The organism is Shewanella ulleungensis, assembly GCF_014648315.1.
In the GTDB taxonomy this organism is placed as follows: Bacteria; Pseudomonadota; Gammaproteobacteria; order Enterobacterales; family Shewanellaceae; genus Shewanella; species Shewanella ulleungensis.
Genome location: NZ_BMQW01000002.1, coordinates 150493 through 174881 on the forward strand (window position 1 = coordinate 150493; position 24389 = coordinate 174881).

A 24389-nucleotide genomic window follows, 5' to 3' on the forward strand; every position below is an offset into this window, starting at 1 on the left:
AGTAATGCGGTGAACTAAGGTAGTACTTATTTATCAATACCCATCAGATAACATGATTAGCATACGATACTGTCATTGAAGGTACATCTTACGCCTATGAACATAACCCATAGATATTTGGTTGAAGGTTTGGTTTTTACCAGTTATGTGCTCTTTGCTATGGCATGGGTTGGCGGAACAGCCAGCATGAGCAACATCATGGCTTCAATGCACATTGATAGCTTAGCCTCTGCCAGTTTTATTAGTGGCGCGGTAACGTTAGCCAAAATTGTTGGTACATTTGGTGCAGCTTATTTAGCGGTGAAAGTGGGGGTTAAATATGCTTTTTTATTCGCCTCATTATTAATCGTTGTTGGCATTGTCACCCCTTACGCAACGCATTATGAGTTGTTGTTAGCGAGCCGATTTTTAATGGGCTTAGGTGGCGCTTTCATGATTGTTTATTTTAATCCTATTGTGATGCAATGGTTTGCACCTGCGGAGCGACCTGTCATTAATGGACTGAATGCGGTTGCTTTCAATGTTGGTACCGCGATTGTGCTGTGGGGCATGACCAACATTAATGACATCACCGGCGGCTGGAAAAGTAGCCTAGTGTTGTTTTCGCTTGCCAGTTTGGTGCTTGCCATCCTGTGGATGCTCGTAAAGTTTGATACTCCCGAGCCTGTTAACCATGCTCCAGGAGCCGAACCCACAGAATATGGTTACATTGATGGACTAAAAGATAAATTTAATTGGGCCTATGCGTTTACTTATTCTGGTTTGTTGTCTTTTTATATTTGTTTATTTACGTTTTACCCGCAAGCGGGTATTAGTCAAAGTAAGTGGGTAATTGGTTTTGGCATTATAGGCACCATCGCAGGGATGTTATACAGCCGCAAACATCCATTACGTCTACCTATTATTCGCTTAAGTGGGCTGATCATTTTTGTCACCGTGCTGGGTTTATCTTTTAGTTCTCATCCGGTATTACAAATTTTGTGTGCGATAGTCTTAGGCTTTTTTATCTTTTTCCCCATAACTGCATTAGTGTCTATTCCTCATGAGTTACCAAAGATGACAGGACAAAAAATTACTGTGGTGTTTAGTTTGTTCTGGTCGATTAGTTATCTCGTGTCGACCATTGTTTTGTGGATATTTGGCAAGTTAGTGGATATGAATAACGGCAGTTACACCAGTTCATTTTTGATGATTACGGGACTCACCGCCACTGTGTTTGTGGGCAGCTATTTTTTACCTGAAACAGGAAAAACAAAGGAGTTAACCTAATGCGCGGCACCGTTTCCCCTAAACTCACTGATTTTCTCGCCTTAGCTAACAGCAACATTGCTTTGGCTAAGCAAAATAATATTCAATTTACTCCAACAATATTGCGCGAAAATCTAAATAAACTGGGCGCACTAATGAGTGATGCGCCTGCTCTAAGCTACATTACAGATAAAACCCTTACCTTAGCCGACCGAAGTATTCCTGTTAGAGTCTATAGCCCAGCCCCAAATAACGCTTTGCCCGTGTTATTGCATTTTCATGGTGGTGGGCATATGTGTGGCAGTGTTGATCTTTATGACCCTATTTGCCGTCATCTTGCCAGTATTGCTCAGTGCGTAGTGATATCGGTAGAGTATAGATTGGCACCAGAATATCCTTATCCAGCGGGCATCGATGATTGCGAATATGCATTAATTCATTACGCAGAGTTACTCGATGATGTTAAGTATTTGCCCGAGATTACGATCATAGGTGACAGTGCTGGTGGCGCAATTTGCACTAGTTTAAGCATGAAAAGTTTGACTGATAAACGGATTAACATCGACCAACAAATTCTCATTTATCCGAGCGTAGATTACACATTAACTAGCCCATCATTAGACAGTAATGGCACAGGGTTCTTACTCGAAACAACTCGCATAAAGTGGTATTTCGATCAGTATTTTCAATCGACTGATGCCGATATCATTAAACAGGCTTCACCTTTGTTTGGTGCCATGTCAGCGCAGTTACCTAAAACGCTGATTTTTACAGCAGGCTGTGATCCACTTCGGGATGAGGGTATAGCTTATGCTAAGGCATTAACTGCAGCCGGCGTTGAGGTAGAGCATCATTCGTTCGACGGCATGATCCACGCTTATATGTTACTGCACGATATTGTTAAAGATGAATGCATGAAAACCTATCAACACATCGCTGAGTTTATGGCTAAGGTTTAACCGCATTACCCACAGTCTATTTGTTTAGGCATTAAAAAGCCCTTATCGATATGAATAAGGGCTAACATTTAATATGAGATTACCTGCTATAAATCAATAACCCCAAGCTTATTGTGCTGTCCAGGCACCATCCATGGGTAATGCTGCACCGGTAATGCCTTTTGCCGCTCCGCTGCAAAGAAATAATACAAACTCGCCAATTTGTCTTGGTGCTAGCATCTCTGGTAAGGGTTGTTTTGCGGTAACCAGTTGATATTTAGCCTTGTCATAACTCAGATTTTTATCACTTGCTATACCGTCAATTTGTTTGCCGATAAGCGGTGTATCAACCCAGCCTGGGCATATCGCATTAACCGTAATGCCTTGCTCTGCACACTCAATGGCCACCACTTTGGTTAAGCCCACAATGCCGTGTTTTGCCGCGCAATATGCCACTTTATTTGCCGAGCCCACTAAGCCATGTACAGAGGCAATATTAATAATTCGTCCCCACTGTTTATTGGCCATTGCAGGCACGACTTTTTGGATGGTATGAAATGCAGAAGATAGGTTAATTGCGATGATGTCGTTCCACTTTTCAATCGGAAAGTTGGCCACATCTTGAGTGTGTTGAATGCCTGCGTTATTGACTAAAATATCAATAGTGCCTAATTGGCCCACAGCCACATCCATAAATTCATGTATACAGCCAGGGTCTCTTAAATCGGCATTGCTAAAACAGGTATTTATTTGGTATTTAGTCGCAAATTCAGCGGCTAATGCCGTTCCTTCATCTTGGGTCATCAAACCATGTAATACGATATGGCAACCTTGTTCAGCCAGTACATGTGCAGTGGCCAAGCCTATACCGCTTGTTGAGCCGGTGATCAGTGCTACTTTCCCTTTTAGTCCCGTGTTTAACGTCGACATAGTATCGGTTCCTCAATCCAATTTAGTACTTTCAGGGTAAAGTAATTTAGGCACAATTTAATTGGCACCTTAGTACCATATGACATCAGTCAATGAGTATGTATTGAGCCATTTTATCAATGAGTGGTTACCAGTTGATCGGCTCGCCTTGCCAGTCGAGGTAGCTGGCTTCGCCATCGGGCTCAATGCTATCCATAATCTGGTGCAATTGGCTGGCGACAAAGGTTGGGGTAAAAAGCTTGCCTGGAGGTACGTTGGCTTGAAATGGTTTTGATAATGGCGTGTCGGTGGTGCCGGGATGAAATGCAATTAGCTTCACGCGTTTAAGGCGTCTAGCATATTCCACTGCCGTGGTTTTAATGAGCATGTTTAATGCTGCTTTTGAGGCGCGATAACCATACCAACCGCCGAGGCGATTATCTGAAATACTGCCGACTCTGGCACTCAATATGCTGATAACACATTTTTGCTCACCGCTGACTTTGTGGCGTGCTTGCGACAACAATGAGGTGAGGGCGCTGAGCCATAACATCGGCACAATACTGTTGGCATAAAACAGCTGCTCTAATGAATGTGCATCAATATCTTCAATGCGTTTTTCTGGCATTAAGCCAGGCTCTTTTGTGCTGATTTGCTGGTTTTTACTGTGCAAAATACCATTACACATCACTATGCGTGTCACGTTACCTGCAATGGCCGCTATGTCGGTAACACATTGTTCTATTGAAGCTTGTTGATAATCACAATTAAAATGCTGGTGGTTAATACTGTCTGTTAGTTCACAGTCCATTAGTTCAGGCAATTTAATGCTGGCCTGACGGCTAATCGTGATGATTTGTAACGACTCTGCGGCAGGTAAGTTTGGCTGCTGCTTTGCGTGTTGATTACAGGTTTGCTCGATAAAGGCTTGGGCAATTAGCGATGATGCACCAATCACAATAATGGTTTCTGTCGTCGTTGAATCGCTCATACGCTTTCTGTGCCCTTATTTAATGTTACAGCTGCCGGTATCACAGCGTTTTTTGCCTGTGAGTAAGTACGAGACCCGATAGCGATTACGCGCAAAAGCTAAGTAAGCTATGTCGGCAACAGGTTTAATGACTGGCAGGCGTAGTAGTTTTATCCAACCGTGTTTACCTGCTAATCCCCATGCTTTGGCCGTAACGTCTAAGCCATATAACCAACTGCCATCGGCTTGCAGGCCATGCAATATGGTATTGGCTTTAACGACATCTAAGTCAGGGAAGCGCTGATTAATATCTGCCGCGTTAATGTCTTCAAGCCCGATACGACCTAGGCTGTCGTAGCGCTTTAATTGCTGCATTTCATTAAGACACAATGGGCAAGTGCCATCGTAAAATATTGTCAGTTCCATCATTCACCTCAAGTCGCCAATATTATGTATATACGCAGAAGATCCCAAGCTAGTTTACCTTTACTGTGATTAATATGGATCATTTAGCGATCTGCGTGATCGTTTAAGATTTATGATCTTTTTATTTCACCCTGGCGTATAGATTAAAAACAATCCACTAGGGCTAAATAATGCCATTAAGCCAAGCTATTATTAACGTCACCAACTTACGTTTACGCACCTTTATTGGGTTTAACCAAGACGAACGCGAAAAACAGCAAGATGTGGTGATCAACATTGAGATCCATTACCCAGCGGATAGATCGTTCCAAACCGATGACGTTGCCGACGCATTAAACTACAAGATAATCACCAAAAAAGTGATTCAACATGTAGAAGAAGGTCGGTTCTTATTACTCGAAAAATTAGTGGCTGACGTACTCGATATTTGTCGGGAACACCCAAGCGTAACCTTAGCTCGAGTCACTATTGATAAGCCGCATGCATTACGTTTTGCCGACTCTGTTTCTTTGTCTTTAGAGTACCAAGCCTAACTTATTATTAAGGATGTTATTATGACCACCATTAATGACATAACTCGCGCCGAGTTGTCTGCCGAAGCATTAAAAGTACAACAAGCGTTAGTTGAGCATGGCCTTGAAACGCCACTGATTCCAAGTGACATGACCAGCGAGCAAAAGTATCAGCGTATTAAAGGCTTAATGACAGAAGTTGTGTCGACACTTGGTCTTGATTTAACCGACGACAGCCTAGCTGAAACCCCACATCGTATTGCTAAAATGTACGTCAACGAGATTTTCTCAGGCCTTGATTATGCTAACTTCCCTAAAATCACCCAAATTGACAATAAAATGGGTGTCGAAGAGATGGTTAAAATTAGCAATATCAGCGTGGTGAGTACGTGTGAACATCATTTTATTACCATTGATGGTTTAGCAAAAGTGGCCTACATCCCCAAAGGCAACATCATTGGTTTGTCTAAAATTAACCGTATCGTGCGCTTTTTTGCTCAACGTCCGCAGGTGCAAGAGCGCCTTACTCAACAAATTTTAGTGGCGTTGCAAACTTTACTTGAAACTGATGACGTTGCTGTAAGCATCAATGCTACCCATTATTGTGTTAAATCACGTGGCATTATGGACACTTCATCGAGCACCCAAACCACGGCGCTGGGCGGTTGCTTTAAGGCTAATCCGGCGAGTCGAGCTGAATTTTTAGCCTAATATCATCCCCTTTAGTTCAAATTGATTTAATGGCTTTAGCCCCCCCCGAGCTGAGGCCATTTTTTTATATCAAAAAATTTAAGCCTTAACGTTTATGATAAATGCTTATCATAAACACTTAATTTGCTTATGATAAGTGTTAAGGACAAGTCTTTAACCAAATATAAAGAGAGCATTATGGAACGTACAATACTGATCACTGGCGTAGGTAAACGCATTGGTTATGCACTGGCTAAATATTATTTGGCACAAGGTCATCATGTTATTGGCACTTATCGAACTCATTACGACAGTATTGAACAGTTAGGTAAACTAGGCGCAAGCTTACATTCATGCGACTTAACCGATCCAGACGCTATTGATAAGCTTGTTGCTCACATCAATCAACATCATGAACGTCTCGATACTATTATCCATAATGCCTCAGACTGGTTGCCAGACAATAATGGTTTAAGCCCAAGTGACACCATGGCGAGAATGATGCAAATTCATGTGTCTGCACCGTATCAAATAAACTTGGGTTTAGCGCCATTGTTGGTTGCTGCCGCTAAAACCAATGACGACAGCATAGGTGCCAGCAATATTATTCATATGACAGATTATGTTGCAGAAAAGGGCAGTAAAAAACACATTGCTTATGCGGCCAGTAAAGCGGCATTGCATAATATGACCTTGTCTTTTGCCAGCTTACTTGCGCCACACGTTAAAGTGAACTCGATTGCCCCCGCGATGATTTTATTTAACCAAGATGACGATGATGCCTATAAAGTCAAAGCATTAGCGAAAGCGATTTTGCCTAAAGAAGCTGGCAACAATGAAATTATCAGCCTTATCGATTATCTACAAAGCAGCCATTATGTCACCGGTCGAAGTTACGCCGTTGATGGCGGCAGACATTTAAAATAAACCATAACAAGTTCAGCTAATATTCAGAGATTGCGCTATAGACTTCTAGATGGCTAATTGGTAGTGTGGATATTAATCAATATCAACACTCGCTATTATCGGAAGGAAGTCGCTATGTCTGCAGAAAACATGAAACTGGAATCACTGGCATTACATTATGGCTACGAGTCAGAAGCTACGACTAAAGCCGCTGCAGTGCCAATTTATCAAACTACCTCGTATACTTTTGATGACACCCAGCATGGTGCAGACTTATTCGACCTCAAAGTAGCTGGTAATATTTATACCCGTATAATGAATCCAACCACCAGTGTATTAGAGCAGCGCTTAGCCGCAATTGAAGGTGGTATTGGCGCACTTGCTGTCGCCTCTGGTATGGCGGCGATCACTTATGCTATTCAAGCACTGACTCAAGTGGGCGACAACATTGTGAGTACTAGCCAACTTTATGGTGGCACGTATAACTTATTTGCCCATACGCTGCCACGCCAGGGCGTTGAAGTGCGTATGGCAGCATTTGATGACTTTGATGGTCTCGACGCGTTAATTGATGACAACACTAAAGCGCTATTTTGTGAATCAATTGGTAATCCAGCAGGTAATATCGTTGACTTACAGCGTTTAGCCGACATTGCCCATAAACATGGGGTTCCATTGATTGTTGATAATACTGTGGCTACCCCAGTATTGTGCCGCGCGTTTGATCACGGTGCTGACATTGTTATCCATTCACTCACTAAATATATTGGTGGTCACGGTACCACTATTGGTGGGGTGATTATTGACTCGGGTAAATTTGATTGGGTTGCCAATAAAGAACGCTTTGCGATACTTAACCAACCTGATCCATCTTATCACGGCGTGGTATACACCGAGGCCTTTGGTCCAGCCGCTTACATTGGCCGATGCCGCGTAGTGCCACTGCGTAATACCGGCGCAGCCTTGTCACCACAGAGCGCATTTTTATTGCTGCAAGGTTTAGAAACCCTAAGTCTTCGTATGGAACGTCATTGCAGTAATGCCTTAACACTGGCTGAGTTTTTACAGCAACACCCAAGTATTAGTTGGGTTAACTACGCAGCACTGCCAGACAGCCCACACCATGCTACTTGCCAAAAAATCACTGGCGGTAAAGCCTCTGGTATTATTAGTTTTGGAATTAAAGCTGCTGATGCAGAAGCGGGTAAAATTGCCGGCGGTAAGTTTATTGATGCCCTGCAAATGGTGCTGCGTTTAGTCAACATCGGTGATGCTAAATCGCTAGCTTGTCACCCTGCCAGTACCACTCACCGCCAACTTAGTGGTGCAGAGCTTGCCAAGGCCGGTGTATCAGAAGATCTCGTGCGTATTTCGGTAGGTATTGAGCACATAGACGACATCATTGCCGATGTCAGCCAGGCACTTGATAAAGCAATTGTGTAAGCTTTTTTCCGGCCTAAACAATATAACTAAAAAGCCCCATCAATAGCGTGTATTAATGGGGCTTTTTATTACGAATCGGTAGCTATTTTAAATAGCCAATCGTCTCGTTGGGGTAATAATCACGGGCAATGGCACATCCCAAAAGTCGGTAGGCACCTGGCTGACTTCTTGGCAGTCATGGGCAAAACCAACGGCTAACGGTTTGTTGTTTACGACTTGGGTTAAAGTTCGGTCGTAGTAACCGCCGCCCATGCCCATACGGTTTCCGTGATGATCAAATGCAACCATTGGTGTAATGATCATATCGAGCTGCTCAACGGTGATCACATGTTGCACATTCAGTTTAGGTTCGCTTATACCGTATTGGTTTTTAACCATTACTGAGTCGCGATCGTAGCGCACAAACAACAAATGGCCTTTGCAAAATGGATGGATAAGCGGCAAGTAAACATTGATGTTTAATTCCCACAGAGCATCAATCAATTTTTGCGTGGCTAATTCGCCGTCATGGGTTAAATACACTGCCACATGCTGTGCTGATTGTGTCTGAATTTCAGCCAGCATATGTCTACTAGCGATTAATGATAATTGGCTTTGTTCTTCAGTGGATAAACTGTTGCGCTCTTGCCTAACATGGCGGCGAATATTATCGCGGCTCATGTCAGTGCTATCAAACAGAGGCTCTTGAAACTCAGAAGGAGTGGCAAAATAGCTAATGCGTGCCGAAGAGGTAGACGTAACCGGACGGTTACTTGAGTTTGTCATAAAACGCGTGATGCTCATGTGTTTGGAATACTCCATCACTAACAAATGAAATTAAAAAAACAGCTAATAGCACAATATGAAAGTAGATTATCGCGTTCTGAGTCGATATGAAAGCACAGGTTAATCTTCTGCTAATGTTGTCGCAAAATTTAGCCTCTGCTCAGCATATCGAGCCTAAATACGTAACACTATTTGTCCATATTCATTGATTTAAGCAGCACAGGGCTATCGTAATCCGCCACCATTGTTTTTGCTTTTAACCAAAAACGTCTGCGGGTTAAAAAATAAGTAAAGCTAATCGATAACAAGCCCCACTCAAAGATATTGTGCTTCATAAAATCCAAGGCCGATGTTAATAGTTTCGTCACTTCTCGGGCATAATGAGCATGATCTACCACAAAACCATACGTTGGATTTATCGCGTAAAGCCCATATTGAATAGCGCAGTAAATACCCAGTCCTGCCAATAAACCAAACAGTTTCCCATACCATCTTTTAGGTTTTTTCATCCCCCAAATAAGTAAGTAAATACCGACTAATAACGATCCACTCACTAAAGTATTTGCAATAGCAGGTGAGTGTCTAAGTAGTTCTAACGTATTGTAATAAAATGAAAAGGCGATATGTGGCAATAATAGTGTGATGCTTATAGCCAAAAGCCATACTTTAGCTTTCCCGATACTTTTCCAATACCATTTTTTTACACTCTTATAGCTTAACCATAGGAGCCCAAAGAAAAACACATAGTTCACATAAGCCGGGAGCTCAAATAAACCAAATTTCATCATCAGCAACGCCACTATCCATTCAGGCACTTGTGTCACGCTCATGCGATGACTTGTTTCTGCGGCAAATGAAGGAAATAACAGCGCGATTAACATCCCTAACGTGAAGAAAAAATAAGTGTACTTAATGAAGCTTAAAAACATGTTGGGGGCAATGCCCTTTATACTCTGCTTTTTTAACTTAGTGACTAAGTGTTGATAATTGGAGATAACAGCATCGCTAATTTCTTTTGATACCCAATTTTCTGTTAATAAGGCAATTTGAGTCTTTGTGGTATGCGCTTCAACAATGTCTTTTATGGCAGGTGTTGCTAAGACCTCTTTATCGGTTTCTTGATCATTGCCTGTCATTTTTTGCGCTACAAGCCATACCGCAGGATCGTAAACACCACCGGCATTATGTGTTGTGTCTTTTTTGCCAGCAAAACACATTGTGGTATCGACTTTATCTACTGTAGCCGTAAATTGTAGAGTAGGCAGCTTAGCGGTAAAAGCATAAATGAAAGTACAACCACCAAGAGTACCTTCAACATCAACTTCAGTTATCTCGATTAAGTGATAAACTAAATCTAAGCCATTATTTTTAACGAACTCAGAGGTCCACTCATGATAGTCGTTACTGTTATAAGCCCATTTAGTGCTGCGCTTGGCATCACCATCAATGGTGTAGCTGTAATAGAGATAACCACCACCATTACAAGTATTGCAAGTTAATGAACCTGAGCCATTACAGGTATAACAAGTTTTTTTACCACTTCCCCAGCAAGTTGAGCATGATTCTGTAGTATAAACTGTGCGATTATTATAGCTGTCGAAACGCGACACACTGACGCGGCCGCTGCCATGACAACCCGAACAAGAGTTCTTGCCAGAGCCATGGCAATTAGAACAGCTTTGTGACCCAGAACCACTGCAGTTGTAACACGTTTTGCTGCCTACATAGGTTTCAGGTGCAGATTGTAAGTCTCTATTTCGTATCAAAAAGTTGTCAGAAATATCAGGACCAAGAATATTTAAAAAGCGGTCATTAAATAACGAGTTTTGTCCGCTAGCATACTCTTTTGCTTTGTCGTGGGCGTAATCCCGCGCATTCGATGCACTACCAGATTTAATACCATTCGGACAATATGAACCATGTTCGTGTTGACTCACTCCAACTTCAATCGTCCAGCCAAAAGTAAACTTAAGTTGAGGCAGCTTTGTTTGTTCGTTACTTAATACTACGGGGACATCTACGCCAGTAAGGTTTTTACCATTACTTCTAATAAATCGTTGGAATTGTTCTAATTTACTCACGTAATACTTCCTATAAACAATGCGTGATACATTTTTGCTATTTGTCGTTATTTAGCTATTCAGCTAACCGCAGCGTATTAAAAATTGATTTCAAAACTCGTTTCATCGGCCTTCAAATAAACCCACTTTCTGATCGGCTCTTGTCCTGGCGCAGAGACTTTTATGTCATAACTGCCCGCAGGCAACATCATGCCTGCTTGATACTTGGGTTTTATGTTCATCACTGAAACCTTGGCTCTGGCGATATTGCTGTTAATGGTGAGTGGCAATAAGGCTGAGTTTTTTGGTGATGAGGTAACGGTTTTCGTTGAGTCGTGTGTTGGCATCACCGCTAAATCCAAGCGATTAATCGGGTCGCTGATGGCATTAAATCCTTCAGTAATAAACAAGCGTTGATCAATAGATGAACCGACAGGTTGCACCATGGGCAGGGTTACTAATAACCATTTAAGTGTATATGACACCGTAGCGGAATCGTTCTTTTCCATTTGATCAAAAAAGTAATGAAGCGATGAGCCTGGCATAGTGTATTGGTTGCCGCCCATCGATAACGGAACCACAAATATTGACGCTAATAACACCGTTGATATTACCGGTTTTATCAAGCGATTAGGCTTAACCCTTGGCGCAGAGGACGCTCGTTTAGCTTGTACTAGTTCGACCGCTTTCATCGGTAGCTTTAATACAGTAAGTAGCACTAAGGCTAAGCTAATCGACATTGAAATTGGCGGAATAATCGTTGAACGTAATGCCGATTTACCCGTCGACTCGAATATGCCTCCATCGGCAAATTCTGCTTGCTGTGCCTCGAGTACATTCAGATACTCTGTGGTTTTACGTTTAATATTAGGTTCAATGATGTGTTGTTTAAACTCGCGATTATTCCAATCGGCCAGCGTAGGATTAACATATAACTCTTTCATTTCTCGTTTTATGCGTTGTTGAATATCGCTTTGCTGTTGAAAGGCTTGCCAGCTCAAATTCGGTGGCATATCGCTGCCTTTAGCTTTTAGTTTAGAGCGCCATTCGTTGTCGGCTTGTTGGCGTACTTTTTTAGCAACGGCAATATCAAAACTATTACGGTCGGTTATTGACCACGCAGGGGATAATGTTAAGCCTTTTTGCTTTAGCTTCTTGTTGACCTTGATGCTGGTCAGCTCATGTACTCTAAACTCATGGATTGAGTTAATCCCTAATGGGTAACCCCCAGACTCCTTAGTAAAATCAGGCGCCATTTTTACCATCAACACGCGTTTGTAATGATTCACATCGTTGGTATACACCATGCGATGATCTTTAAAGCCGGCATCGCCGCCTGTTACGGCATCAGCAGCCTGCATCGCCGTAAATAAGCCTAAGGTCATAATGCCTGAAATAATAGAATTACCGACATTTTCTGAAGTTGAGATTTCTTCGCGGATCAACCAATCATTAGGAGGAATATAAGGAATACTGTATTTTGCGATCTCTTTGTCATAGCCCTTTTGTAAGCGCTCAAAACAACGATCTTTACTCGTGCCATTTTTCTTTTCCGCACATTTATTACGACGTTCAAAGTAGTCATATAATTTGGGGGCAATCTTTTGAGCTCGTGATTCAACCCTCGCTTCATAAGCTTTGGTGCCTTTTTGGTATTGCTCCCAACCTTGCTTAACTTGGTTTTGGGTTTCTAACCAGTACGAATCTGACCGTGATTGTACGCTGGCCAAGGCTTGATTATATTGATTCGATCCCGAGGCATATTCAGTGTATTTATTGCGAAGAGTTTGGCGGAAATTATCATAGTTGCCATAGTGTTCATCAAATCGAGTCATGGCTTTATCGCGAACAAATTTCTCCATGATTAAACGTTTTTTGTTTTTTAAATCATCGACTATTTTGTCGTCGGCATAAACCAAACCGCCAAATACCGACAAAAATGTTTTTTCGGTAGCATTGTGTTCTTTGTTGGGGTCGTACTCAATGCCTTCGAATTTGATTGAGTTTTCTATTAATGCACTTCGAAGTAACTGCGACAAATACGCTTGCTGGCGTTCTGCGGGTGTAGAGGCGTCAATAATAAAATGATCAACTAACCATTTTTGGCCAAAAAACACAGTGGGCCACGCAAGTACAGCAATCAGCGCAAAGTAACCTAAAGCGCTTGAGACTTTAGCAACTCGTTTACCCTTTAATAATAAATCAGCTAACAGTAACGTAACGCCAATACCACTGATTGTTCTACCAAATAACTCTACATTACGTAAATCTTCTATGCTGGAATTTCGTCCGCCTGCAACATCAGTTAATGCCGCATTAAATACTGCCTCAGGGAACAGATACACTAATGAGCAAATAAACATCAACAACATCCACCAGAAGGGACTGCCCGTTTGACTTATTTGGGCTTCAACTGCTTGTTGCTTCTCTGTTTTTTTATTGATTGATTGCTGATTTTTTTTTACTTTTTCTAGCTCTTTTGCAGCTGACTCCATTTTCTTTTGTGTCGGAGCGCGATTAAGCAGGTTTGTTGCAAAAGGACTTTTGTTATCTTCAGTCATATTAATCTTTATCAACCATCGTCTTTTTATTTTTATGTCGTTGTTTTCTGCTATTTAGCTTGGCGCTGGGGTAACCTTAAAATAATTGTCTCGCCTGTGTCATTATCAATTTTTTCATCTGTGATTGTTGGAAAACCATGTTCTAACAATGGCGTCGGAATATTATTAGGCACGACTTTAATCGGAGTACTGTTTATTGCGGCAAGGCCAGAGTCTAACGACAAGTAGTAACCCTCGTTCTGATATCCTCGCATTTCGTTAAAGCGATCAAAGTCAGCGTCTTGCGGCAAAGACATAATATAACGTCCAAGATGGCTCACTGGCGTGTAGTGTTTAGCGGGCGCTGCAGCATGATATAAACGTTGGCAAATGGTGTACGGTGTTGCATCGACAATGGCACCATCAGGAAGTTGGTCTGCGGTTAACTTAATCAGCTGTGATTGGTGATACTCGCTACCATTAAGCGAATAGGTGTACACCTTCATTCCGAGTTGATGAGCATGATATTTCACGCTGGGATGTTGCATATAGCTGCGTATATCTAAATGGATTCCTGAGTTTCTACCCAGTTTTTTTTGTAACGTAGAGAGAGAAGATGTTGCTGTGTAATCTTTATAGCGTGAGCGATAACGTTTAGTGCCGTATTTGCCTACTAGTTCAAGCTTATGTTGATTATCTAAATAGTAGGCATCATTTTTGACGCCTTTACGCAAATCCGCAGTTAATTTTTCAATGCTTGTTGGATGCCCACCCTGAATAAACCCTAAATACACTGACGGATTAATGCCCCGCAATTTATAGAGTGTTTCTTGGTCTGCAGCAGAATAATAAAATCCACCTAAGCCAATGTATTTTCGGAGCATATTATCAAGCTCAACTAATTTTTGGCCGTTGGTGTCTGATTTAATCTCTACATTGAGTTGTTGATTGTTGTTGCGGTATGCAGCAAAGGTTTTAAAGGCTTCTACAGCAGCAATGGGGCGTTGATCTAGTAAATTGTTGCTTTGTTTGTCTCGCAGTTTGAGGTTAGCAAACTCTTGAAAAGTCATGCGGTTTAGCTTGAAGCGTTCACCTGTGTAATACACGGTTGCGCGGCCCGTTTGGCTATCATGATGGTTAACCCAAGTGCCGTCTTTGAGTAACATTACATCAATTTCAACACTGTTATAATTATCTTGTAGAGCCGACTTTATGGCATTGGCACTGCTTTCTGGTTGTCTGAAATCACCTCTATGGGCAGATATCTCTAACCGACACTCGGTAGTAGACAGCATTTTAATATTACCATTATTGGCTAGGTATAAATTACGGTCACCTAAGCTCAATTGAGTATCAATAATATTCAAACCTTGGGTAGTTGCATCTGCGGGTAAGTGAGCCAATTCGAGTGGAATAACATGAACAGGTTTAGCTGGCGAGGGCGCTGGGAGGGACTTACAGCCTGTTAATGAGAACAGCAAAACAACAATAATGAGGTTGCATAACTTAAGCGCAAAGGTAAGACTTGTCATAATCCATAATTACAAGCTATTAATATATAAGGTTTTATACATTAATGCGTTTTATAACACAACCTTGAGGATAAAGTTATTAGATTTAAAAGTTGAAAATGTGAATAGATGGCTGTTTTATAAAACGAACGGTTATTTTATATACGGTTATGGCAATAAGATGCACTGATTTAGGTCATTAGTGACATATAGATTGAAATTAATAAAATGGTGCAGCATAAACGCTGCTTGAGATAAAACAGAGATTTGAGAATAAAATAGCTATTTAAGCGTGACTGAAAATATAAATGATAGGATGCTCCCCAGAACACCGCTGCCGGCGTAGCCCTTGAACCGTAGGTTCAAGGCGGGTAAATGTTCATCTCCTAAGGCTTCTCGGTACGAGCCGAGCATGCACAATGTCAACAAAAGCATTCACCCTGGGTTTGTAAGTATCGGCACAGGGACATAGCCAGTTCGCGCATATCCCAGGGAGCAAAACAGGGTAGAACCAAGTGTTACACTTAATTCTGAATTCTTAGTTTAGTCATCCTTGCGGCTTCGTTCAACCAACGATGTTTCTAATGTTGATTGTAACAAAGAAATACGCTCATCCATTTGCGCCATATATTGCTTATTTTTTTGCTTTTCTTCAAACAATTCATTGCCAATGTTCAGCGCGGCCATAATGGCTAATTCTTCACGGCTTAAATTATTAGTACGCGACTTTAAGGTTGTCAGTTGGTTTTCAACTTCTCTGGCAACGGTGCGTAAAGCATCTTCGCGTCCTTTTGGACAGCCAATAGAGTAGGTGCGCCCTAAAAGGGTTATATCAACAGCACTGTTACTCATAATGTCGCCCCAATCCTTAGTCAGTTCGCGAACTATATAGGGCTGAATTTAAAAGCGCAAGGCAACATCGGTCCTTTTTAACTATTTGTTGTTTGAGTGAACAAATCGCCTGCAATCATTGTATTACTATTCACAAATTTGATCACAAGTCACGCTAGTATTTGGAGCATCATAGTAACTCTGCTAGCATTGAGACTGATATCGCGCTATTAGGAAAAAACCATGGCAACCCCACCTTCGTTATGTATCGAAAATCTAAAAAAAGCCCTAGATGCGGCCGAAATTGGTCAGCACCCAGTAGAAGTGCACGGTGCACTTGTTGGGCTAATTTGTGGTGGTGTAAAGCAAGACAATTATGCGTGGTTAAAACCACTGACCGACTTAATGAATGACGGCCAACCGCTAGAGTCTAACCTACAACAATTAATTGCCGAGCTTTATCAAGATACTGTTGCTCGCCTAGCAGATTTTGAATTTGGATTTACTTTATTACTGCCAGAAGAAGAAGTCTCACTTAGCCACCGTGTTGAGGCGCTAGCCCTGTGGACTCAAAGCTTTTTAACTGGCATTGCGATAATTCAGCCAGAACTGGCAAAATCGTCACCCGACGTGCGTGAAGTCATTAAAGACTTAGCAGAAATCGCCCAGGTTGAATTTGATGTCGGTGATGATGATGAATCAGAAACTGCTTACATTGAATTACAAGAATTTGTGAGAATGTCAGCTATTTTATGTTACTCAGAGTTTGGCTTAGACATGCCATTAAATGACACAGACAAGTCATCAACTATTCATTAATTTCAGTTTTTATAAGCAGCGGCGCAGCGTATGACCACAGCACATCATTCAACTTCACCTCAAGCTGTCGACATTGCCATTGTAGGTGGCGCGATGGCAGGGGCGACATTAGCCCTTGGGCTTGCTAAGTTATCTGCAACACTCGCTCGCCCGCTGCGTATTGCCTTAATTGAAGCCCACGTTGCCACCAATACCCACCCTGGTTTCGATGCTCGCTCAATTGCTATTGCGCATGGTTCTATTTTCGAACTGACTCGTTTAGGCATCTGGCCAATGCTCAAGCATTTAGGCACGCCGATTGAAAACATCCATGTGTCAGATCGTGGCCATTTTGGCATGACTGAGCTAAACGCCAAACCGCTAGGCTTAGATGCGCTAGGGCAGGTGGTTGAGCTGGCTAAAGTGGGTAGCATATTGTTTGATGAACTGGCTAAATCGTCGGTACAGGTATATTGCCCGGCTAAAGTCACTGATTTACAGCCCCAGCAAGATGGTCATCTGCTGTCGTTAGACGACGGGAGTCAATTGCATTGCCAATTACTGGTGGCCGCAGACGGCGCGCATTCAGTGGTGCGCCAACATCTAGGGCAAACGACTGAGCAAATTGATTTTCAGCAAACGGCCATCGTTGCCAATGTCACCACCAATCAACCACATCAACATTGGGCTTACGAGCGTTTTACCCAAACCGGTCCATTAGCCTTGCTGCCTATGCTAAACATGACAGCATTGCCAGCGCAATCTCAAGAATCATCGGTGCAAATCAAAGAGGCATCAGCGCAATTAAAAACGTCGGCTAAAGGGCATGCGCGTTTTTCATTAGTATGGGCATTGCCGCCAGCGCAAGCAGATGAATTGAAAAATGCTGATAAAACCGAGTTTTTAGCCGCATTACAGCACGCCTTTGGTCACCGAGTCGGCCAGTTTGTTGATGTCGGTCAACGAGTCAGTTATCCGCTGACGCTGTCGTATATGCCAAGGCCGATATATCACCGCTGTGTGTTTGTCGGTAATGCTGCGCAAACTCTACATCCTATTGCTGGACAAGGGTTTAACCTAGGTCTGCGTGATGTGGTTGGCTTGCTAGATGTGATAGAGCATGCCCTTATTCAAGCCAATGGCGAAGTCGATCTCGGTGATAGCGACATCGTGCATCAATATTTGGCCGCACGCCAAAGCGATCGCGACAACACCTTGCGTAATATCGAATTTTTAGTCCGCGGCTTTTCTAATCAACATTGGCCATTAGTTGCAGGGCGTAATATAGGCCTGCGCTTACTCTCTTGGCTGCCGCCGTTAAAGCGCCCTGTCGCACAAACCGCTATGGGCTGGCGTTAACTCATTTTAAGGTAAGGATTGACCATGTTTTCAACCAAAACATATGATGTAGCCATCGTCGGCGGTGGTATGGTCGGGCTCGCAACCGCCATTGGATTAGCCAATGCCGACCTTAATGTGGTGGTGATAGACGCAGGCACAACCCAAGCCGTCAGTGGAGAACCTAAATTACGTGTTAGCGCCATTAATAAAGCCAGCCAACAACTGCTGGAAAACCTCGGCGCATGGCAATATCTCGACGACAGCCGCATTAGCCCTTATCAAAAAATGTCAGTGTGGGACAAAGATGGCCTAGGCAAAATTGAATTTGATGCCCACAGCATTAGCGAAACCTATTTAGGTTCGATTATCGAAAATGACGCCATCAGTTTCGCACTGACCAAACGCGCCAGTGAAATGGCTAACCTAACTCATCTCGAAGGCCAGCGCCTCGAACGTGTGGCCTTTGGTGAGCGTGAAGCCTGGCTCACTCTAGCCAATGGCGACAATGTCAGTGCCGCGGTTGTCGTTGCCGCCGACGGTGCCAACTCATGGGTGCGTCAGCAGTGCAGTATCCCGTTAACATTCTGGGATTACGGCCACCATGCCATTGTTGCCACAGTGCGCACTGAGTTAGCTCACGATGCCACTGCAAGACAAGCCTTTTTGCCCGGCGGCCCATTAGCCATGTTGCCACTATACGAAGATAACTTATGTTCCATCGTATGGTCGGTGTCGCCTGAGCAAGCCGAACACCTACAAGCTTTAGATGATGTTGAATTTGGCAAAGCCTTAACTGCAGCTTTAGACGGTAGATTAGGAGTGTGTAAGGTTGAGAGCGAACGTCAATCTTTCCCGCTGCGTATGCGTTATGCGCGTCATTTTGCCCGCCACCGTTTGGTGCTAGCAGGCGACGCCGCTCATACTATTCATCCGTTAGCTGGCCAAGGGGTTAACCTAGGCTTTTTAGACGCAGCCAGTATCATCGACACCTTTACCGAACTACACCAGCAAGGTAAAGATTTAGGCGAGTATAGCCACTTACGCGCTCTAGAACGCTGGCGAAAAGCCGATGCGATGGAGATGATTGCTACCATGGAAGGCTTCAAAAGACTGTTTGCCGGTAGCAATCCAGTTAAAAAAGCCATTCGTGATATCGGTTTAACTCTAGTCGATAATGTCGCTGGGCTGAAAACAGTGTTCATCAAACAGGCTATGGGCAACAAAATGACATTACCTAAACTTTGCCGCGAGTCAATTTCATCTTAGCTAATGTAGAAAGTTGTTTAATATCAGGCAATACAGCCAAACCAGTCATTTTATTGTAAAAAGTTATGTAAAAAAATTACAGTAATGGATTAGTTAAACTAATGCGATAAACCTCGGATTAGAAAATTTTTTTGTATACAAAACAGGTCTGCGGAGTATAATTTTGACCGCATTTTATCAAAGACCTACATAAGAAAGGCCTCAAAAAAAGGGATAATAATGGCTAGCAAAACTGTACTTTTTAACAAGCATTTAGAATCGAAAGCCAAAATGGTTGATTTTCATGGTTGGGAAATGCCGATTAACTACGGCTCTCAAATCGAAGAACACCATGCAGTGCGTCAAGATGCAGGCATGTTCGACGTATCGCACATGACAGTGGTTGACGTAACCGGCAGCGAAGCTTGTGCCTTTTTACGTAAGTTACTTGCTAACGATGTTGCTAAACTTACCGTAGCTGGCAAAGCCCTTTACGGCGGTATGCTAGACGAAAGCGCTGGCATCATCGACGACCTCATTACCTATTATCTCACCGATACTCATTACCGTGTCGTGGTTAACTCAGCCACACGCGACAAAGACTTAGCCTGGATCAACAAGCAAGCCGCCGCATTTGATGTTGTGGTTACCGAGCGTCCAGAACTGGCCATGATCGCCGTACAGGGCCCTAATGCTAAAGCTAAAGCCGCTCAAGTATTCAGCGCCGATCAAAACGCAGCCGTAGACGGCATGAAGCCATTTTTTGGCGTGCAGTCTGGCAGCTTATTTATTGCCACAACGGGTTACACCGGCGAAGCGGGCTACGAAATCATTGTTCCAGAAGCCGAAGCAGAAGCCTTATGGCAAGCATTATTAGACACAGGCGTTAAGCCATGTGGCCTAGGCGCACGCGATACTCTACGTCTAGAAGCTGGCATGAACTTATACGGCCAAGACATGGACGAGTCAATCAATCCACTAGCCGCTAACATGGGCTGGACTGTAGCGTGGGAGCCAAGCGATCGTGACTTTATTGGCCGCGATGCACTAACTGCCATTAAAGCTGCTGGCACCGAAAAATTAGTCGGTTTAGTCATGGAAGAAAAGGGCGTTTTACGCCATGATATGGCTGTGTTCTTTACCGACGCAGACGGTGTAGAGCACCAAGGTGTGATCACCAGCGGTTCGTTTTCGCCAACGTTAGGTTATTCTATCGCAATGGCCCGTGTACCCAACGGTATTGGCGCTACTGCCGAAGTTGAAATGCGTAAAAAGCGCGTCACAGTAAACGTGATTGCACCAAGCTTTGTGCGCAACGGTAAACAAGCCTTTTAAGTGTAAGTAAACTACAGCTGCGCTAGGATGTTAGGGTGTATTGGGCATCATCAACAGCACAGCATTCACTCAAATCGAGTTGTGGTTTACCCAAAAAATTTATTGATTAAGCACTAGAACATTAGACAAAGGAACAACAACAATGAGCACTATCCCAGCAGACTTGAAATATGCATCTTCACACGAATGGATCCGTCAAGAAGCAGACGGTAGCTACACAGTAGGTATCACAGAGCATGCTCAAGAGCTTCTAGGCGACATGGTATTCGTAGAATTACCAGAAGTAGGCGACACCGTTACTGCTGGTGAAGACTGTGCAGTAGCTGAGTCAGTTAAAGCCGCGTCAGACATTTACGCACCTCTTTCTGGCGAAGTCATTGCCGTAAACGAAGCGTTAGAAGACTCGCCAGAGTTAGTGAACAGCGACGCATTTGGCGACGGTTGGTTCTTCCGTGTTATGCCATCTGATGAGTCAGAAATTGATTCATTACTAGATGCAGACGGTTATCAAGAAGTGATTGACGAAGAATAATCGCCAACCACAGGAAGCTCCCTAGGGAGCTTCTTTGCTATGTAGCTTTAGCATTGCGCTAAATACATCGCCAAATGAAGCGCTATGCTCGAACCTATGGCAGCGATAAGCCAAGGGCGAGGGCGCAACATTTAAACCCTTAACGGGTTAGTCACGTATTACACGTTTTCACCCTTTTCCAGTTCTGTGCCCTACCGCCTTAACTGGTCGATTTGGAACAAGGTTTATCATGACCAAGCAAACCCTGACACAACTAGAACAGCACGAACTTTTCCTCACTCGTCATATCGGCCCAAATGCAGAACAACAACAAGAAATGTTGAACTTCATTGGCGCAGAATCATTAGACGATTTAACCGCACAAACGGTTCCGGGTAAAATTCGCCTTCCACAAGATCTCACTATTGGTGATTCATGTGGCGAAGCCGAAGGTATCGCTTATATCCGCGACATAGCAGACAAAAATAAAGTCTTTAAAAGCTATATCGGTATGGGTTACTACGGCGTACAAGTGCCAAATGTCATTTTGCGTAACGTATTTGAAAACCCAGGTTGGTACACTGCGTACACACCATACCAGCCTGAGATCGCTCAAGGCCGCCTCGAAGCGATTTTAAACTTCCAACAAGTGTCGATGGACCTAACCGGTCTTGACCTTGCTTCAGCATCATTACTAGACGAAGCCACCGCAGCTGCAGAAGCTATGGCACTTGCTAAGCGTGTGTCTAAAGCTAAAAAAGCCAACACCTTCTTTGTGGCTGACGATGTATTCCCACAAACGCTAGACGTAGTGAAAACCCGTGCAGAATGCTTTGGGTTTGATGTTGTCGTTGGCCCAGCCAATGAAGCCGTAAACTACGAATTATTTGGTGCCCTATTTCAATACACCAACCGTTACGGTCAAATTACCGATTACACCGAGTTGTTTGCCACACTGCGTGACAACAAAGTGATTGTAACCGTTGCCGCCGACATCATGTCGTTAATGTTGCTTAAATCACCCGGCGCAATGGGCGCAGACGTGGTATTTGGTAGCGCGCAACGTTTTGGCGTACCAATGGGATACGGCGGACCACACGCGGCATTCTTCGTTGCCCGTGACGAGCACAAACGTTCAATGCCTGGCCGTATTATTGGAGTGTCAAAAGACACCCGCGGCAACAGCGCATTACGTATGGCCATGCAAACGCGCGAGCAACATATTCGCCGCGAAAAAGCCAACTCAAACATTTGTACCGCGCAAATTCTATTAGCCAACATGGCGTCGTTTTATGCGGTATTCCATGGTCCACAAGGCTTAAAAACCATAGCATCACGCATTAACCGTTTAGCTGATATTTTAGCGGCAGGTTTACAGGCTAAAGGCCAAACGTTAGTCAACAACACCTGGTTTGACACCATCAGTGTAAAAGACGCCGATGTAGCCGCCATTAACGCTCGCGCTATTGCTGCAAAAGTTAACTTGCGTATCGACGCCGACGGCATACTCGGTATCAGCCTAGATGAAACCACTCTGCGTAAAGATATCGCGGTATTGTTCGACGTCATTTTAGGCGCTGGCCACGGTTTAGATGTTGCCACGCTTGATGCCGACATCGTTGCGAATGGCAGCCAGTCAATTCCAGAAGCACTAGTACGTCAAGATGCGGTGTTAACTCACCCAACATTTAATCGCTACCAGAGCGAAACCGAGATGATGCGTTACATTAAGCGTCTCGAAAACAAAGATTTAGCCTTAAACCACTCTATGATTTCGTTAGGTTCATGCACCATGAAACTTAACGCAGCTGTAGAAATGCTACCTGTGAGCTGGCCAGAATTTGCTAACATGCATCCATTCTGTCCATTAGATCAGGCACAAGGTTACACCCAATTAATCAATGAGCTGTCTGAGTATTTAGTTAACATCACTGGCTACGATGAAGTGTGCATCCAGCCAAACTCAGGCGCGCAAGGTGAATACGCAGGCTTGCTTGCCATTAGAAAATACCACGAGTCTCGCGGCGACGCGCACCGTGACATTTGCTTAATTCCGCAATCTGCTCACGGTACTAACCCAGCATCGGCACAACTTGCCGGTATGAAAGTGGTTGTAACCGCTTGTGACAAGCAAGGTAACGTTGATTTAGAAGACTTACGCGCTAAAGCCTCTGAGTTAGCCGACAGCTTATCGTGCATCATGATCACCTACCCATCGACTCACGGTGTGTACGAAGAATCAATCCGCGAAGTATGCGAAATCGTCCATCAATATGGCGGCCAAGTTTACCTAGACGGCGCGAACATGAACGCACAGGTTGGGGTAACATCCCCAGGCTTTATCGGCGCAGACGTATCGCACTTAAACTTGCACAAAACCTTTGCTATCCCGCATGGCGGCGGTGGTCCAGGTATGGGTCCAATTGGTGTTAAAAAGCACCTTGCGCCATTTGTGGCAGGTCACGTAGTGGTTAAGCCAGGCCGCGAAAGCGACCATAACGGCGCGGTATCTGCTGCACCTTACGGTAGCGCCAGCATCCTGCCAATCAGCTGGATGTACATCAAGCTGTTAGGCACTAAAGGCATTAAGCAGTCAACTCAAACGGCATTGTTAAACGCTAACTACATCATGAAAAAGCTATCAACACATTATCCTGTGTTGTTCACCGGCCGTAACGACCGTGTCGCGCATGAATGTATTATCGATTTACGCCCATTAAAAGAAACTTCGGGCGTGACCGAAATGGACATCGCTAAGCGTCTAAACGACTACGGTTTCCACTCACCAACCATGAGTTTCCCAGTAGCGGGTACCTTGATGATTGAGCCAACTGAATCTGAGTCTAAGGTTGAGTTAGATCGTTTCATCGAAGCGATGATTTCTATTCGCGGCGAAATAGCCAAGGTAGAAGCAGGCGAGTGGCCACAAGACAACAACCCACTTCACAATGCACCGCATACGCTAGCAGACATTATGGACACCGAGTTTGACTCACGCCCATACAGCCGCGAAGTAGCCGTGTTCCCAACGGCAGCGGTTAAAGCAAATAAGTTTTGGCCAACCGTGAATCGTATTGATGATGTTTATGGCGACAGAAACTTGATGTGTTCGTGCGTCCCTCTATCAGACTACGAGTAAATAGCTACTTAACCTCAGTAATACTGCATCAGCCGCTACTTTTCGCTACTCATTGACAACAGTCAACTCCGTGGCGAAAAGCAGCGGCTTTTTTGTCTTACTTTCGGCAGTAACGCTATTTCGGCTTCAGCTGAGAGTTTTCGCATAGTTCGAAATAAGGAGTTTGACACCAGTCAACTCCGCGGCGAAAACCTCAAACTTCATTGTCTTATCATCGCCAGCGACGCAATTATGGTGGTAGTTGGCTTCAATTGAAGTTCTAGTATTTAAA

Annotated in this window: 20 protein-coding genes and 1 other RNA gene; 12 read left to right on the plus strand and 9 right to left on the minus strand. The window is 43.7% G+C overall.

What is annotated here, in order from left to right:
- The first annotated feature begins 96 nt into the window (after nucleotides 1-96).
- The gene (locus tag IEY40_RS04450; RefSeq protein ID WP_188953761.1) at nucleotides 97-1269 is read left to right on the plus strand and encodes an MFS transporter; all 1173 of its coding nucleotides are present in this window, start codon (nucleotides 97-99) and stop codon (nucleotides 1267-1269) included.
- A complete protein-coding gene (locus IEY40_RS04455; RefSeq protein WP_188953763.1) occupies nucleotides 1269-2207 on the plus strand; it encodes an alpha/beta hydrolase in 939 nt (312 codons plus the stop codon). The genes IEY40_RS04450 and IEY40_RS04455 overlap by 1 nt, the downstream gene beginning before the upstream one ends.
- Before the next feature lie 108 nt (nucleotides 2208-2315).
- Here IEY40_RS04455 and IEY40_RS04460 read toward each other — a convergent pair whose 3' ends face one another.
- The 3 genes from IEY40_RS04460 to IEY40_RS04470 all read right to left on the minus strand — a co-directional run bounded on the left by IEY40_RS04460 (nucleotide 2316) and on the right by IEY40_RS04470 (nucleotide 4491).
- Nucleotides 2316-3116 (minus strand): 3-hydroxybutyrate dehydrogenase, encoded by an 801-nt coding sequence (locus IEY40_RS04460; RefSeq protein WP_188953766.1) that lies wholly within the window; start codon nucleotides 3114-3116, stop codon nucleotides 2316-2318.
- A gap of 127 nt (nucleotides 3117-3243) precedes the next feature.
- Nucleotides 3244-4086 carry an SDR family NAD(P)-dependent oxidoreductase gene (locus tag IEY40_RS04465; RefSeq protein ID WP_188953768.1) on the minus strand — a complete coding sequence of 281 codons (843 nt, stop codon included), beginning with the start codon at nucleotides 4084-4086 and terminating at the stop codon, nucleotides 3244-3246.
- Nucleotides 4087-4101: 15 nt separating this feature from the next.
- Nucleotides 4102-4491, minus strand: coding sequence for a thiol-disulfide oxidoreductase DCC family protein (locus IEY40_RS04470; protein WP_188953770.1), 390 nt, complete (start codon nucleotides 4489-4491; stop codon nucleotides 4102-4104).
- 170 nt (nucleotides 4492-4661) lie between these two features.
- Between IEY40_RS04470 and folX the strand changes: the two genes are divergently transcribed.
- The 4 genes from folX (at nucleotide 4662) to IEY40_RS04490 (ending at nucleotide 8042) form a co-directional block, all read left to right on the plus strand.
- Nucleotides 4662-5024 (plus strand): dihydroneopterin triphosphate 2'-epimerase, encoded by a 363-nt coding sequence (gene folX, locus IEY40_RS04475; protein ID WP_160052566.1) that lies wholly within the window; start codon nucleotides 4662-4664, stop codon nucleotides 5022-5024.
- Between the two features lie 21 nt (nucleotides 5025-5045).
- Nucleotides 5046-5714, plus strand: a complete 669-nt coding sequence (folE, locus tag IEY40_RS04480) for a GTP cyclohydrolase I FolE (protein WP_188953772.1) — start codon at nucleotides 5046-5048, stop codon at nucleotides 5712-5714.
- A 177-nt stretch (nucleotides 5715-5891) separates the two neighbouring features.
- Nucleotides 5892-6620, plus strand: a complete 729-nt coding sequence (folM, locus tag IEY40_RS04485; RefSeq protein WP_188953774.1) for a dihydromonapterin reductase — start codon at nucleotides 5892-5894, stop codon at nucleotides 6618-6620.
- 129 nt (nucleotides 6621-6749) lie between these two features.
- Nucleotides 6750-8042, plus strand: coding sequence for an O-acetylhomoserine aminocarboxypropyltransferase/cysteine synthase family protein (locus IEY40_RS04490; RefSeq protein ID WP_188954544.1), 1293 nt, complete (start codon nucleotides 6750-6752; stop codon nucleotides 8040-8042).
- An 87-nt stretch (nucleotides 8043-8129) separates the two neighbouring features.
- Here the strand turns inward: IEY40_RS04490 and IEY40_RS04495 are convergent, their stop codons facing one another.
- The 6 genes from IEY40_RS04495 to IEY40_RS04520 form a co-directional block, all read right to left on the minus strand.
- Complete coding sequence (locus tag IEY40_RS04495) at nucleotides 8130-8825, minus strand: 5-formyltetrahydrofolate cyclo-ligase (protein ID WP_188953776.1); 696 nt, start codon at nucleotides 8823-8825, stop codon at nucleotides 8130-8132.
- A gap of 170 nt (nucleotides 8826-8995) precedes the next feature.
- On the minus strand, nucleotides 8996-10888 hold the full coding sequence (locus IEY40_RS04500) for a hypothetical protein (protein WP_188953778.1): 1893 nt from the start codon (nucleotides 10886-10888) through the stop codon (nucleotides 8996-8998).
- Between the two features lie 77 nt (nucleotides 10889-10965).
- Nucleotides 10966-13428 (minus strand): peptidase associated/transthyretin-like domain-containing protein, encoded by a 2463-nt coding sequence (locus IEY40_RS04505; RefSeq protein ID WP_188953780.1) that lies wholly within the window; start codon nucleotides 13426-13428, stop codon nucleotides 10966-10968.
- Nucleotides 13429-13478: 50 nt separating this feature from the next.
- Nucleotides 13479-14939 (minus strand): glycerophosphodiester phosphodiesterase, encoded by a 1461-nt coding sequence (locus tag IEY40_RS04510; RefSeq protein WP_188953782.1) that lies wholly within the window; start codon nucleotides 14937-14939, stop codon nucleotides 13479-13481.
- 295 nt (nucleotides 14940-15234) lie between these two features.
- Nucleotides 15235-15416: non-coding RNA, 6S RNA (gene ssrS / locus IEY40_RS04515), on the minus strand.
- A 45-nt stretch (nucleotides 15417-15461) separates the two neighbouring features.
- On the minus strand, nucleotides 15462-15770 hold the full coding sequence (locus IEY40_RS04520; RefSeq protein ID WP_188953784.1) for a cell division protein ZapA: 309 nt from the start codon (nucleotides 15768-15770) through the stop codon (nucleotides 15462-15464).
- A gap of 222 nt (nucleotides 15771-15992) precedes the next feature.
- On the opposite strand from IEY40_RS04520, the gene IEY40_RS04525 reads away from it, so the two are divergent.
- The 6 genes from IEY40_RS04525 (at nucleotide 15993) to gcvP (ending at nucleotide 24118) form a co-directional block, all read left to right on the plus strand.
- Nucleotides 15993-16568 carry a UPF0149 family protein gene (locus IEY40_RS04525; protein WP_188953786.1) on the plus strand — a complete coding sequence of 192 codons (576 nt, stop codon included), beginning with the start codon at nucleotides 15993-15995 and terminating at the stop codon, nucleotides 16566-16568.
- 30 nt (nucleotides 16569-16598) lie between these two features.
- Nucleotides 16599-17906: a 2-octaprenyl-6-methoxyphenyl hydroxylase gene (gene ubiH / locus IEY40_RS04530; RefSeq protein ID WP_188953788.1), complete on the plus strand. Its 1308-nt coding sequence runs from the start codon at nucleotides 16599-16601 to the stop codon at nucleotides 17904-17906.
- Nucleotides 17907-17930: 24 nt separating this feature from the next.
- The gene (locus IEY40_RS04535; RefSeq protein WP_188953791.1) at nucleotides 17931-19154 is read left to right on the plus strand and encodes an FAD-dependent oxidoreductase; all 1224 of its coding nucleotides are present in this window, start codon (nucleotides 17931-17933) and stop codon (nucleotides 19152-19154) included.
- Nucleotides 19155-19373: 219 nt separating this feature from the next.
- Nucleotides 19374-20468, plus strand: coding sequence for a glycine cleavage system aminomethyltransferase GcvT (gene gcvT / locus IEY40_RS04540; RefSeq protein WP_188953793.1), 1095 nt, complete (start codon nucleotides 19374-19376; stop codon nucleotides 20466-20468).
- A gap of 142 nt (nucleotides 20469-20610) precedes the next feature.
- Nucleotides 20611-21000 (plus strand): glycine cleavage system protein GcvH, encoded by a 390-nt coding sequence (gcvH, locus tag IEY40_RS04545; protein WP_188953795.1) that lies wholly within the window; start codon nucleotides 20611-20613, stop codon nucleotides 20998-21000.
- Between the two features lie 229 nt (nucleotides 21001-21229).
- Entirely contained in the window at nucleotides 21230-24118 is a 2889-nt protein-coding gene (gene gcvP / locus IEY40_RS04550) for an aminomethyl-transferring glycine dehydrogenase (protein WP_188953797.1), read from the plus strand.
- The last annotated feature ends 271 nt before the right edge of the window (nucleotides 24119-24389 follow it).